Source organism: Flavobacterium sp. CHNK8 (assembly GCF_019774515.1).
Taxonomy (GTDB): Bacteria; Bacteroidota; Bacteroidia; order Flavobacteriales; family Flavobacteriaceae; genus Flavobacterium; species Flavobacterium tiangeerense.
In genome coordinates this window covers 1,412,163-1,426,186 of the sequence record NZ_CP081492.1, presented here as the reverse complement: position 1 = coordinate 1,426,186, position 14,024 = coordinate 1,412,163, and the positions used below count along the sequence as shown (strand labels likewise).

General features: G+C 34.6%; 13 protein-coding genes and 1 other RNA gene. 7 read left to right on the top strand and 7 right to left on the bottom strand.

Annotation, left to right across the window (positions count from 1 at the left end):
- Positions 1–23 precede the first annotated feature (23 nt).
- Both K5V07_RS06005 and glmM read right to left on the bottom strand, forming a co-directional pair.
- Positions 24–803 (bottom strand): membrane metalloprotease, encoded by a 780-nt coding sequence (locus K5V07_RS06005; RefSeq protein WP_221916769.1) that lies wholly within the window; start codon positions 801–803, stop codon positions 24–26.
- 183 nt (positions 804–986) lie between these two features.
- Positions 987–2,375, bottom strand: coding sequence for a phosphoglucosamine mutase (gene glmM, locus K5V07_RS06000; protein ID WP_221916768.1), 1,389 nt, complete (start codon positions 2,373–2,375; stop codon positions 987–989).
- A gap of 118 nt (positions 2,376–2,493) precedes the next feature.
- On the opposite strand from glmM, the gene K5V07_RS05995 reads away from it, so the two are divergent.
- Genes K5V07_RS05995 through K5V07_RS05980 form a run of 4 tightly spaced genes read left to right on the top strand, consistent with a single transcriptional unit; the run spans position 2,494 to position 7,296 of the window.
- On the top strand, positions 2,494–3,078 hold the full coding sequence (locus K5V07_RS05995) for an ACP phosphodiesterase (RefSeq protein WP_221916767.1): 585 nt from the start codon (positions 2,494–2,496) through the stop codon (positions 3,076–3,078).
- Positions 3,075–4,760, top strand: a complete 1,686-nt coding sequence (gene ggt, locus K5V07_RS05990) for a gamma-glutamyltransferase (RefSeq protein ID WP_221916766.1) — start codon at positions 3,075–3,077, stop codon at positions 4,758–4,760. Before K5V07_RS05995 ends, ggt begins: the two co-directional genes overlap by 4 nt.
- Positions 4,761–4,804: 44 nt before the next feature.
- Positions 4,805–5,488, top strand: a complete 684-nt coding sequence (locus tag K5V07_RS05985; protein WP_221916765.1) for a DNA alkylation repair protein — start codon at positions 4,805–4,807, stop codon at positions 5,486–5,488.
- A gap of 23 nt (positions 5,489–5,511) precedes the next feature.
- Complete coding sequence (locus tag K5V07_RS05980) at positions 5,512–7,296, top strand: chloride channel protein (protein WP_221916764.1); 1,785 nt, start codon at positions 5,512–5,514, stop codon at positions 7,294–7,296.
- Between the two features lie 19 nt (positions 7,297–7,315).
- Here the strand turns inward: K5V07_RS05980 and rnpB are convergent.
- An RNA gene (gene rnpB / locus K5V07_RS05975) (RNase P RNA component class A) lies at positions 7,316–7,645 on the bottom strand.
- Between the two features lie 120 nt (positions 7,646–7,765).
- On the opposite strand from rnpB, the gene K5V07_RS05970 reads away from it, so the two are divergent.
- Both K5V07_RS05970 and dnaX read left to right on the top strand, forming a co-directional pair.
- Positions 7,766–8,065, top strand: a complete 300-nt coding sequence (locus tag K5V07_RS05970) for a hypothetical protein (RefSeq protein ID WP_221916763.1) — start codon at positions 7,766–7,768, stop codon at positions 8,063–8,065.
- Positions 8,066–8,316: 251 nt separating this feature from the next.
- Entirely contained in the window at positions 8,317–9,402 is a 1,086-nt protein-coding gene (gene dnaX, locus K5V07_RS05965) for a DNA polymerase III subunit gamma/tau (protein ID WP_221916762.1), read from the top strand.
- 28 nt (positions 9,403–9,430) lie between these two features.
- On the opposite strand, the gene K5V07_RS05960 is transcribed toward dnaX, so the two are convergent.
- Positions 9,431–9,628: a hypothetical protein gene (locus K5V07_RS05960; RefSeq protein ID WP_221916761.1), complete on the bottom strand. Its 198-nt coding sequence runs from the start codon at positions 9,626–9,628 to the stop codon at positions 9,431–9,433.
- A 49-nt stretch (positions 9,629–9,677) separates the two neighbouring features.
- Between K5V07_RS05960 and K5V07_RS05955 the strand changes: the two genes are divergently transcribed.
- The gene (locus K5V07_RS05955) at positions 9,678–10,052 is read left to right on the top strand and encodes a DNA polymerase III (RefSeq protein WP_244289553.1); all 375 of its coding nucleotides are present in this window, start codon (positions 9,678–9,680) and stop codon (positions 10,050–10,052) included.
- A 16-nt stretch (positions 10,053–10,068) separates the two neighbouring features.
- On the opposite strand, the gene K5V07_RS05950 is transcribed toward K5V07_RS05955, so the two are convergent.
- From K5V07_RS05950 to K5V07_RS05940, 3 genes are all read right to left on the bottom strand, one after another.
- Positions 10,069–10,959, bottom strand: a complete 891-nt coding sequence (locus K5V07_RS05950) for a Ppx/GppA phosphatase family protein (RefSeq protein WP_182650966.1) — start codon at positions 10,957–10,959, stop codon at positions 10,069–10,071.
- Positions 10,960–11,033: 74 nt separating this feature from the next.
- Positions 11,034–13,121: a polyphosphate kinase 1 gene (gene ppk1 / locus K5V07_RS05945; protein WP_221916760.1), complete on the bottom strand. Its 2,088-nt coding sequence runs from the start codon at positions 13,119–13,121 to the stop codon at positions 11,034–11,036.
- Positions 13,118–13,603, bottom strand: coding sequence for a histidine phosphatase family protein (locus tag K5V07_RS05940; protein ID WP_221916759.1), 486 nt, complete (start codon positions 13,601–13,603; stop codon positions 13,118–13,120). The genes ppk1 and K5V07_RS05940 overlap by 4 nt, the downstream gene beginning before the upstream one ends.
- Positions 13,604–14,024: the final 421 nt, after the last annotated feature.

Here is a 14,024-nt window from a genome sequence, read left to right as displayed (position 1 = left end):
TAAGAAAATAAATTATTTGCCTACTATCTTCCTCCATTGGCACGAAGGTCCGCAATACATTGGGAGTCAAGTTGCGGTATAGTACTTGAAGAACCCATACTACCTATTGCAGCACTCAAATCAAATGTCCAATACATTAGGCACGATTTGTTATTACAATGTTTAGGATTATCAGTGTCTTCATGATTGCTTTGCATTGCAGTTCCAAAATTTGTCAAACCTAAAATATGTCCAAATTCATGAGTAATTACTGTGGTTTCCAGCACGCTTCTATTGGGTTCAAAAGCACTATCACTCAAACCATGGAGCGTTTGTTCATAAATAACAAATGAAGTATTGCGATAAGCAGTTCCTAGTACAAATGAATTTCCGGCATCTTTATCTGATTTTCCATCTGCAAAAAAAGCCCAAACAGCAATTTGGTCTCCCGAATTGTATTTAGTTCTATTAGCATCCTCAATAGCTACTATTTCCTCGTTTGAATATGGTGCCGTTCCTGGTGAAGGGATCCCGCGTTTCACGACCGTAATACCTACTGGCTTGAAAGTTCTAGCATTTAAAAAATTAACAAAGTTTGTTATGGCCGCAGTACTAGGCTCAAAACCATTTACATAAACAACTTCAATTACCAAACTTTTAAATTTCCTATCAGATAATAAATCATTTGCAGAGCTACCGGTTTGCTGTTTGTTCAAATTTTTATCAACTGTAACAGCATCAGGACTAGAATTATTTTCATCACTTGAGCAAGAAGCAACAAATAGAAATGAACACAAAACCAGAAGTGCGGAAATTTTTTTCATAAATATAAATTTTAAATCTTTTTTATTTCGTTTTACAATTCATCTTTATTATACAACAGAAAAATCGAAAACCCTTTTCAAACTAAGTATCATCTACGAAAAAAACACATCTTTAGACTTACAATTGTATTATTTTTAAAAAACCCTTTTGAAAAATACAAAAGGGTTTAAAAATTCTATTCATTAAATACCAGCAACTGCTTTAATTTCATCTATTATTCGTTCTGCAAGTTCATCTGCTTTTTGTTGAGTAGCGGCTTCAGTATATATTCTAATAATAGGTTCTGTATTTGATTTTCTAAGGTGAACCCAATTTTCGGAAAAATCAATTTTAACACCATCAATAGTTGTGATATCTTCGTTCTTGTATTTCTCTGTCATCGCAACAAGAATAGCATCTACATCAATTTGAGGTGTCAATTCAATTTTATTTTTGCTCATGTAATATTCGGGATACGAAGCACGCAATGCCGAAACCGTCATTTTTTTGTTAGCCAAATGCGTCAAAAACAATGCTACTCCTACCAAACTATCACGTCCGTAATGAAGCTCTGGGTAGATAATTCCACCGTTTCCTTCACCACCAATAACTGCATTATTTTTTTTCATCAATTCTACTACATTCACCTCACCTACGGCACTGGCTTCGTAGTTTCCGTTATGTGCGTTTGTAACATCGCGTAAAGCACGAGAAGATGACATATTAGAAACCGTATTTCCTTGAGTTTTACTCAAAACATAATCGGCACAAGCCACTAACGTGTATTCTTCGCCAAACATTTCGCCATCTTCACAAATGAATGCCAAACGATCTACATCAGGATCTACAACAATTCCTAAATGTGCTTTTTCTTTTACAACCAGTTCCGAAATATCGGTTAAATGCTCTTTCAAAGGCTCTGGATTATGAGGAAAATGACCATTAGGTTCGCAGTAAAGTTCTACCACTTCAACGCCCATTAATTCTAATAATCTAGGAATAATAATTCCACCTGATGAGTTTACTCCATCAACAACAACCTTAAATTTTGCTGCTTTTACAGCTTCAATATCTACTAATGGTAAGTTTAAAACCTCGTCAATGTGTATGTCCATGTAGGCATCATTGATTGTGATAGTTCCTAAATCATCCACATCCGAAAAATTAAAACCTTCGCTATCCGCAATTTCAAGAATTTTAAGTCCCTCTTCACCATTTAAAAACTCCCCTTTTTCGTTCAATAATTTCAAAGCATTCCATTGTTTTGGATTATGCGATGCCGTTAATATTATTCCGCCCTCAGCTTTTTCAAGTGGTACAGCAACTTCAACTGTTGGAGTAGTTGAAAGTCCTAAATCAATCACATCAATACCCAAACCAATCAAGGTGTTTACTACTAAATTATGAATCATTGGTCCAGATATACGAGCATCACGTCCTACAACTACCGTGATTTTATCTTTCTTACTGTAGTTTTTTAACCAAGTTCCATAAGCCGATGCAAATTTCACAGCATCAACAGGAGTAAGGTTATCCCCTACATTTCCACCTATTGTACCTCGAATTCCTGATATTGATTTTATTAAAGTCATTGATATATATTTTATAAATTGAATTTTAAATTTTAAATTGCTGACAAATATAAGAATTGAAGCCTATAAAATAGAAATGAACGTAAAATTTCATTCTATAAATCTTTAAAGCAATCTCATGAATTTCCTAGCACACATTTACCTTTCTGGCGAAAATGATTTACTAAAAATTGGCAATTTCATGGCTGATGGAATTAGGGGTAGTCAATATGAAAGCTACCCGTTAGAAATTCAAAAAGGTATTGTTTTACATCGAGCCATTGATACTTTTACTGATGCGCATCCTATCTTTAGACAAAGTACAAAAAAACTTCATGAAAAATACCATCATTACGCTGGAGTGATTGTGGATGTTTTTTACGATCACTTTTTAGCCAAAAACTGGACGCATTATTCTACTGAAAAACTAGAAGATTTTGTTGCCCGTTTTTACGACTCCCTGCACCATAATTACAGCGTACTATCAGAGAAAACAAAAGGTATGTTACCTTACATGATAGATCAAAATTGGCTTGTAAGTTACCAAACAGTTGAAGGTATACATGGAATTTTAACCCAAATGGACAAACGCACTAAAAACCAATCCCAAATGAGATTTGCAAGCAATGAATTAAAAGAATTCTACAGCGAATTTGAAAATGACTTTATTCTTTTTTTTACTGAATTAATCTCATTTGTAAACCACAAAAAATCAACATTATGAAAAAATTATTTCCGTTACTTTTCCTAATTGCTATTGGATGTAAATCCCAAGAAAAAGCAGTAAATCCCACCGGACTTGTGACTTCCAAAGCAATGGTGGTTTCTGCGCGTGAAGAAGCCTCACAAATAGGAGTCGACATAATGAAAAAAGGAGGTAACGCATTTGACGCTATGGTTGCTACCGAATTAGCCTTGGCTGTAGCCCATCCGCAAGCGGGAAATATAGGTGGCGGAGGTTTTATGGTTTACAGAAAAGCAAACGGCGAAACTGGCTCTATTGATTATAGAGAAAAAGCACCTTTGGCGGCAAAAAACGATATGTTTTTAGACCAAAATGGAAATGTTATAAAAGGTAAAAGTACAGCAACAGCTCATGCATCAGGTGTACCCGGAACCATTGCAGGCATTTTTGAAGTACACAAAAAATACGGATCACTTTCTATTAGTGAAGTATTAAAACCTGTAATTGCTCTCGCAGAAAGAGGCGTAGTTGTAACACCCAATCAAGCTAAAAGTCTAGCAGATTTTAGAGCGGTTTTTATTAAAGAAAACGGACCAAACAGCTTATTCTCTCAAGTTTATAAAGCTAACGATACTATCAAATACATAGCGTTAGCGAATACTCTAAAAAGAATAGCTAACAATGGAAAAGAGGAATTTTACAGCGGAGAAACAGCAGAGAAACTGATTGCTTTTCTCACTCAGAAGAACGGCGCTATGACTCTTGAGGATTTAAAGAAGTACGAAGCAAAATGGAGAAAACCAATTACATTTGATTATAAAGATTTAAAAATAACATCTATGTCGCCACCCAGTAGTGGTGGAATCTGTTTGAATCAGATTATGAAAATGGTAGAACCTTATCCGCTTTCGCAAATGGGACACAACAGTCAAAAATCGATTCAATTGATTACCGAAGCCGAGCGCAGAGCGTATGCTGATCGTAACTTTTTTCTTGGAGATCCTGATTTTGTAAAAATTCCAACTTCTCAATTGCTTGATGCTAAGTACTTAAAAAACAGAATGAATACTTTCAGCTTTGACAAAGCCACCAAATCTTCAGATGTTGCACACGGTGAAATAACAGGATATGAAAGTGATCAAACCACACACTACTCTATTGTAGATTCTTTTGGGAATGCGATAGCCGCAACAACAACCTTAAATGATAATTATGGTTCCAAAATATATTGTGATGAACTGGGTTTTTTCTTGAACAATCAAATGGATGATTTTAGTGCAAAACCAGATGTTCCAAATCTTTACGGTCTTACCGGAAGCAAAGCCAACAGTATTGCCCCTGAAAAAAGAATGCTAAGTTCCATGACTCCCACCATCATCGAAAAAGATAAAAAACTTTACATGGTAGTAGGAACTCCGGGAGGTTCAACCATTATCACATCGGTTTTACAAACTATTTTAAACGTATATGAATTTAATTTAAGTATGCAAGAGGCAGTAGATGCACCTCGTTTTCACCATCAATGGTTGCCTGATGAAATTATTTTCGAACCAAATTCTTTCAACAAAGATTTGCTATCGCAACTCAAACAAAAAGGCTACTCTATCAATGAAAAAGACAAAGAAATCATAGGTGCTGTAGATGCCATTTTAGTTTTACCGAATGGCAAACTTGAAGGCGGTGCTGATAGAAGAGGTGACAACAAAGCGGTTGGGTTTTAAGTTGTAACTAAAAAACCGAAACAATCTTTTTAAATTCTGTCTCCATGAACTTTATCTCTACACTCGAAAACGCGTTTGAACAAAATAGAAATACAGAAAAAGCTTTTGCAATGTCGCAATACATGCGCAATAAGTTTTCCTTTTTTGGTATTCGCACCACCGAAAGAAGAGAACTATTTAAAGAAATTTGGAAACAAAATCAACAAGAAGTACACCATCATTCTGTACAAATTGCTCAAACTCTTTTTAAAAAACCAGAACGAGAATTCCATTATTGCGCCATTGAAATTATAATAAAAGAAAAGAACAAGGCTTATAGTATTTCAGATATAGAATGGATTGAAAAACTAATATTGCAGCATTCTTGGTGGGATAGCATTGATACCATAGCAAAATACATTTTGGGAGACTATTTACAGCAATTCTCCACCGAAACTGAGAACGTTATCACAAGATTTTCAAGTCAAGAGAGTATATGGTTGCATCGTAGTTTGATTCTTTTTCAATTGGGATACAAACAAAAAACGAATTCAGATCTCCTTTTTTGGCTCTGTTTAAAATACGCCAATTCCTCTGAATTTTTCATTCAAAAAGCCATCGGTTGGGCGCTACGTGAATATGCTAAAACAAATCCTGAAGCGATCCTTTTTTTTGTAAATTCGAATAAATTAAAACCTTTAAGCACAAAAGAAGCCCTTAAAAATAGTGGTTCGCTTAAAATAATGTAGCTTTGTGAATCATTTAAAAAATCATGTTTAAAAAATATATTTCAAGGTTAGAAACCGTTATTTCAGTAGCGCAATCTATATTGACTCCCAAACAATTTATCTTTTTATCAGCAGTATTAGTGGGTATTTCAGCTGCTTTTGCAGTAATTGTATTGAAAACTTTTGCACACTGGGTGTTTATTTTTGCAACGTACGTAAGTGGCATTTTAAAACTTGGTTTTCTGACTAGTATATTACCCATAATTGGAATTTTACTAACTATTCTAGTGGTAAAAAAAGTATTGGGCGGAAGCATTCAAAAAGGAACTTCTCAAATACTATATGCTGTTGCAAAAAAAGCAAGTATAATTCCTAGGAAACAAATGTATGCCCAAATTGTAACGAGCTCACTAACTGTTGGACTAGGCGGATCAGCAGGTCTAGAAAGTCCTATTGTAATTACCGGTGCTGCTTTTGGATCAAATTATGCTCAAAACTATAAATTAAGCTACAAAGACAGAACTCTTTTGATAGGCTGTGGTGTAGCTGCAGGAATTGCAGCTGCGTTCAATGCACCCATTGCTGGAGTTCTATTTGCCATTGAAGTTTTATTAGTTGATGTTAGTATAGCTGCCTTTACCCCCATCATGATTGCCGCTGCTACGGGAGCACTCGTATCTGTAATTGTATTGGATGAGGAAATTCTTTTGTCGTTCAAACAACAACAAAGTTTTGATTACCACAACATTTTATACTATGTACTTCTTGGTATTTTTACAGGATTAATAGCCGTGTACTACTCTAGAAATTTTCAAAGAGTAGAACATTTTTTTGGACGCTTAAAATTTTCTCCCTTCAAGAAAGGGCTCTTTGGCGCAAGTATTTTAGCTTTATTAATCGTCGTTTTCCCCACTCTTTTTGGTGAAGGTTATGAAAGCATCAAAACCCTTTCAGAGAGTGATCCTGGTAAATTACTAGAACACACTCTTTTTAGTGACTTTAGAAACAATAGTTGGGTGCTTTTACTATTTGTGGGTGCCACTATGATGCTCAAAGTTTTTGCAACCAGTATCACTATCAATAGTGGTGGTAACGGAGGTAATTTTGCTCCTTCCTTGTTTTTAGGTTCTTATGTAGGATTCTTTTTTTCTAAATTTCTAAACCTCACAGGACTCACAAAATTACCCGTTAGCAATTTCACACTAGTAGGAATGGCGGGAATATTAAGTGGATTATTTCATGCGCCCCTAACCGCTATTTTCTTGATTGCCGAAATAACTGGGGGTTATAATTTAATGATTCCTCTTATGATTGTGGCTTCTATCAGTTTTGCTATTTCTAAACGTTTTGAAAAACACTCTATGGATGTTAAAAATTTGGTCGAAAAAGGGCATGCTTTCACCAGTAACAAAGACACGAATATACTTTCAACATTAGAGACTAACACTATCATTCAAACTGATTTTTTAACGGTAACTCCTGATGAAAATTTGGAACGCTTGGTCGACCTCATTTCGCATTCGAATCAAGTCATTTTTGGTGTCATTGATACCCAACAAAACTTACTTGGAATCGTCCATTTTAATGATATTCGCGAAATCATTTTTAACACTTATCGTGTCAAATATACTTTGGTGAAAGAAATCATGATGGCACCTGTAGAAACTATTGCACCCTTTGACAGTATGGAACAAGTCATGAATAAATTCGAAAAGTCGAAAAAAGCATTCTTACCTGTACTTAAAGAAGGAAAATATTATGGTTTTATATCAAAGTCGGTTGCACTTGAAGCCTATAGAAGCAAACTAAAATCTATGACGATAGAGTAACAAAAAAAAGTGGAAAAAGAAAAAAAGCAGACCTATAAGCCGGATTCTGTATTTCGATTACTCAAAACCCTTATCATTTATCTAGATCCAAAATTACTCTTGGACTCAAGCTATCTACCCTTCAGCAACGGACGAGATACCCTTAAATGCTGATATACTTGATATTTCACCGCATAGAGTTTACCTGGTTTCACTACAGCATTACCTGTACATACTTTCTGTTGCACTTGTCCTAATTTCATCCGTAAAGACGAAACCGACGGGTGTTACCCGCTATGCTTCTCTGTGGTGTCCGGACTTTCCTCCCTCTCGCCCAATAAGACAAGACGACGATAAGGCGGTCTGCAACGGCAAATTTAGCATTATTAAATCTTTTTATCTCATTTTCTACCACTTACTTTAACAAGACCTTCACAACCAATTCATAATAAAACAGTTACCTTACCATCTTATCTATAAAAACAATACTATGTCAAAAATGTATCATTACGCCAGCGTTTCAAAAGCCTTAGACGAATTAAAAAAAAAAGGATTTACTGTTGATTTTAACATTAACGACCAAGACATTATACAAAACCCAAGTCATTACGAAATCCAACATATTTATAGATACGAAGGGGAATCAAATCCAGATGACGAAGCAACAGTTTATGGTATACAATCCGTTTCAGGAGAGAAAGGAGTTTTTGTAGCAGGTTACGCAGCAAATTCAGATAATGATGCTGCCAAAGTTTTACTAGATCTCACCATCAAAGATAGAAATTCTTAGTGTTTTTTATCTGTTCAAAACTTGAAAATCAAATTCTAAACATCACTTTTTATCAGGAGCTTTCTTTAGCTATTCGTTACAATCTTATCCGCCATCCCGAGGTTTCGGGACCGGCGTATAAGGATTTTCACTTCTATCTGGGCTAGGAAATTTCGTCAAAAGGAAGTGCACTTTAAAATATAAAATCTTTCAATCTTTAAATTTTTGCATCTTTAAATTAAAGCCTATATTTGCTATCCAATAAAAATGCTATGGAACAATTTGTTGTATCGGCCCGTAAATACCGTCCACAAACTTTTAAAGATGTTGTAGGACAAAAAGCCATTACAAGCACTTTGCTCAATGCTATAGAAAGCAACCATTTAGCATCTGCTTTATTGTTTACAGGTCCTCGTGGTGTGGGTAAAACCACTTGCGCACGTATCTTAGCTCGCAAAATCAATCAGCCTGGATATGATGATCCTACTGAAGATTTTGCTTTCAATGTATTTGAACTAGATGCCGCTTCAAACAACTCTGTAGATGACATTCGTAATTTAATTGACCAAGTTCGAATCCCACCCCAAACAGGGCAATATAAAGTATACATTATCGATGAGGTGCACATGTTGTCGTCGGCAGCTTTTAATGCTTTCTTAAAAACATTAGAAGAACCGCCTAAGCACGCCATTTTTATTTTGGCCACGACCGAAAAACATAAAATCATCCCTACAATACTTTCTCGTTGTCAGATATTTGATTTCAAAAGAATAACCGTAAAAGATGCCAAAGAACATCTTGCCGAAGTCGCTGCTAGTCAAGGTGTAGTTTTTGAAGACGATGCCCTGCACATTATAGCGCAAAAAGCGGATGGTGCCATGCGTGATGCCCTTTCTATTTTTGATAGAGTCGTTTCCTTTTGCGGGAAAAACTTAACCCGTCAAGCCGTTACGGAGAACTTGAATGTGCTTGATTACGAAACGTACATCAACATGACCAACTTGATTTTGGAAAATAAAATTCCAGAATTATTAATGGCTTTTAACGAAATCCTTGCCAAAGGTTTTGATGCGCATCATTTTGTATCAGGACTAGCATCGCATTTTAGAGATTTGTTAGTATCTAAAACTCCGGCTACTTTAACTTTGTTAGAAGTAGGAGAACAAGCCCAGCAAATGTATGGTGCACAAGCTCAAAAATGCAGTCAAGATTTTTTATTGAAAGGAATCGATATTACTAACGATTGTGATTTAAAATACAAATTGAGTCAAAACCAGCGATTGCTTGTAGAACTTTGTTTGATGCAACTTGCCTCTATCACTATTGATGGAGAAAAAAAAAAGTTGAGCAATATATAATTCCACCCACATATTTTAGAAAAAACGACTACTCCATAAGTGTCGCAAAAAAAATAGAAACGGCGGTAACCTCTACTTCTGCACCTGAAAGTAAACCAGAAATTCCAGCTGAGGTATTAGTACAACAGCCAGCTAAAGTAATTCCAATTCCTGTTGTAGCTACTCCCGTTTCAACCACCGGAGAACCAAAAGTCTCAGCGTTTTCACTCGCTAGTATCCGAGCCAAAAAAGCATTAGAGGAGAGCAGTAAAGGAATCGTAAAAGAAACTGTTCACTTGCCAACCGAATCTTTTACAGAGACTGAAATGTTAGTGTATTGGAACAAATATGCACAACGATTAGGCGACAAGGGATTTAAAATAATGGAATCCTTACTTCTCATAAACGATCCTAAACTCGACGGAACAACCATAACAATTGAGTTGCCAAACGAAGGATCTAAGCTAGATTTTGAAAAAGAATTACACGGATTGTTAGGCTATTTAAAAGGCCATTTACACAATCATGACATTACTATCAATGTAGTTGTCAACGAAACTATAGAAACAAAAAGAAGTTTTAACGACCAAGACCGCTACAACAGGTTGCTACAAATAAATCCAAATATAGAGCTTTTACGCACCACATTTGGATTAGATTTAGACGCTTAATTATAAAAGAAAAACGTTATATTTTACCGTAATACATGGCTTTTACAATTCCATCAGAAAGACCTATTTTGGGTACATAAATATTTCGGGCACCACTCCATTTCATAGCATTCATATAGATACGCGTTGCAGGAATAATTACGTCAGCTCGATCTGGATTTAATCCCAGTTCTGATATTCTTTGCTCATAAGATAATGAATTCAAGAAAGAATATTGTGAATTCATGTAAATGTATGACAATGGTTTCTCCTGAATTTTACCCGATAATTTAAATAATTTATTGATATTCCCACCTGAACCTATGAGTGTAACCTCGTCATATTCTTGCGTGTTGGTTTTAATCCATTTTTCAATTTCGTCCCACACTACATCACAAACCATGTTATTGAGTAAGCGCACTGTTCCTGCTTTGAAAGACCTAGAAGTTATCATTTTACCATTAGAAAATAGTGTAAATTCCGTACTCCCACCACCCACATCTACAAAAAGATAGGTTTGATCTGATTTTAATAAATGGTGTAAATCAGTTGAAGCAATAATGGCAGCTTCTTTTTTGCCATCAATAATTTCAATTTTTATATCGGCTTTTTTCTTAATGATAGCAACTACCTCTTTGCCGTTGTACGCTTCGCGCATAGCCGATGTTGCAAATGCCATATAACGCTCTACTTTGTGCACCTTCATTAGCAAGTTAAAAGCTTTCATCGCATCGCACATTCTATCGATATTCTCTGCAGAAATTTCACCCACTGTAAAAGCATCTTGCCCTAAACGGATAGGTACCCTAACAAGGGAACTTTTATTAAATTGCGGTTCTTTACCGTCTTGTTCCACAATATTGACTATTAACAATCGCATTGCATTTGAGCCAATATCAATTGCAGCGTATTTTTTTATTTGAATCATATTTCTTGTATTTGAAACTCCTGATCAAGGTGACGGATCTTATTCAGGTTAAATTGTAATTGGTAAAACAAAAACTATGCTAAATTTTCTTTCTTAGTAGCATCCTCTAGTTTTTTTTCATAATAACGGTACGTTTCTAGCTGCGCTCTAAAGATAGGATTATGGTTTCTAGGGCGGTATTTGTTATCAAATTTATGAGAATGAAACCTTGCTTTTACGTTTCCTTTCCAGCCAATATCAAAATTATCAATCAGTTCTTTTTTAATATCTTGATCATAAATAGGACAGGTAACTTCTACCCTACCATCTAGATTTCGAGACATAAAATCAGCCGATGAAATATAGACTTCTGTTTGTCCCGCATTCCCAAAAATATACACTCTTGAATGTTCTAAATAATTATCAACTATACTAATTGCCTCTATGTTATCACTCATACCAGGAATTCCAGGAATTAAGGAACATATCCCTCGTACTTCTAGTTGAATTTTCACACCGGCTCGACTGGCTTCATAAAGTTTATCAATCATGGCAAAGTCAGACAAACTATTCATTTTTAGTTTTATATGTGTTTTTCTTCCTGCCAGTGCATGAATAATTTCCCTGTCAATTAATTTTACAAACTTAGTTCTTGTGTAATGTGGGGAAACAATTAAATGTTTGTAACGATGTACTCTATAATTAATATCAAAAAACTCAAAAATTCGCATGATATCTTTCAAGATCTGCTGATGACTAGTAAAAAGTGTTACATCTGTATAAACCTTTGCGGTTGACTCGTTAAAATTCCCCGTTGAGATAAAACCATAACGTTTTATTTTATAGTTTTCTACTCTTTCGATAACACATATTTTACTGTGTACCTTTAATCCTTTAATACCAAAAATAAGTTCAATACCCTCAAGCTGCATTTGCTCAGCATAAGATATATTTGATGCTTCGTCAAAGCGAGCTTGCAATTCAATTTGAACCGTAACTTTTTTTCCGTTTTTGGCAGCATTAATTAAGGAACTAATGATTTGCGAATTTTTGGCTAAACGGTACAACGTAATTTTTATTGAAACCACTTTTGGGTCTAACGCGGCTTCTCTCAAAAACTTGGTTAAGTATGAAAAAGACTGGTATGGAGCATTCAGCAAATAATCTTTTTCGCTTATTTTTTCTAGCATACTTCCCTCTAAACTTAATCCAGGAATAGGCAACGGCGGTTTCGATTCATACAATAAATCAAATCTCCCTAAATTAGGAAAATCCATATAATCCCTTCTGTTATGATATCGACCACCTGGAATAATACTGTCTGTAGATACAATTTTCATTTTATCCAAGAAAAAATTCAATGTATCCTCTTCAATCAATTGATCGTAAATAAATCGTACTGGCTCTCCTATTCTCCTATCTTTTACGCTCAAGGAAATTTTCTCAATCATACTTTTACTCAAATCACTATCAATGTCAAGTTGCGCATCTCTAGTGATTTTTATCATGTGTGCCGAAACACTTTCATAATCAAAAATGTTGAAAATATTATTTAAATTGTGTCGGATCACATCATCCAGAAGGATTATATATTGCTTTTCATCGTGAGATGGCAAGACCACAAAGCGGTTGATGGTTTTTGGAATTTCAATGACTGCATAACGTACTTCATCGTCCTTTTTCATAACCAATTTTATAGCTAAATAACCAGAGGTATCCTTGAGGACAGGAAATTCAGCCAAATCATTCAAAATAATAGTCACCAATTCAGGACTCACTTTTTGAATGAAAAAATCTTTCAAGAAAATTTCTTGCTCAATAGAAATATCTGCTTCAGTGATGATGAAAATATTTTTTGTTTCTAGTTCACTTTCTATAATATTTAGAATTCGTAAACTTTCAGATTGTTGCTCAATAACAATCTCTGTAATATCCTTTACTAGTTGTTGTGCTGAAATTCCGCCAAGATACTTTTCACCTGTAATTCCGGTTAAGCTTAATCGTCTAATGGCTGCAAATCGAACTCTAAAAAATTCATCTAAATTATTCGAAAATATGCCTAAAAATCGCAAACGATCCAATAATGGAACCGAAGTGTCACCCGCTTCTTGCAAAACTCTTGCATTAAAAGCCAACCAGCTTTTTTCTCTATCAATATATTTGTATGCTAACGTTTTATTCATTTTAAATCTTTCGGAAATAGTATATGTTCTGTTTTAGCTTTTTTAATGGTTTTCCAATGTGGCGAATCAAACTTTAAAAAAACAAAGCCTGAAGTAGGAACGTTATCTATGGACACATCCCCGTACCGATTGACAAAATCAGTGATGGCTTCGTTGTGACCAAAAATCATCAAACTCTCTATGTCATCTTGACAAGATTCAACCACTTTTTGGAGCTGTTTTCTATCAAAGGTATAAAGGTCGTCTTTGTAAATGATACTGTCAAGCGGAAACAAAAAATTTTGTGCAAAAATTAACGCCGTATTTGTAGTTCTTTTGGCAGTACTGCACCATATAGTAAATGTTTTTGGCAACAAAGACTTGACATGACCTGCTACAAGATGAGCATCTTTCATACCATTACATGTTAAAACTCTATCTTTATCCTGAACGGGAACTTCCCAACTCGACTTTGCATGCCTAACCAAAATTAAATTTTTCATATTTTACATTATTTGGCATTTATTAACTGATTAAACTTGAACTAAAAGTAAAACCAAAGTACAAAAAAAAAACGTATTTATTTGTAAGGCAAGTTATATATTACAAATATTTGATTTTCAAAGATTTAGCAAATTAATTAACTATCACTTTATAGTTTATAAAAATCAAAAAAACAATAAATATAGATTTTAATCAATTTTTTAAAAACAAGATAAAATTAGATCTTAATTTACATAGAACAATATCATTTACCCTCAAAAACTAGTCATTTATCGGCTATTTAGGTCATTAAAAGAGTATTATTTGTATTAATTAAATAATAGTTACCTTTGTTAATAAATATTTAATAACGTAATTGCTTTTTTTACTAAGTAAAAAAGACAACTGAAATATAAAATCAAATCCTTTTAAAGAGGATTC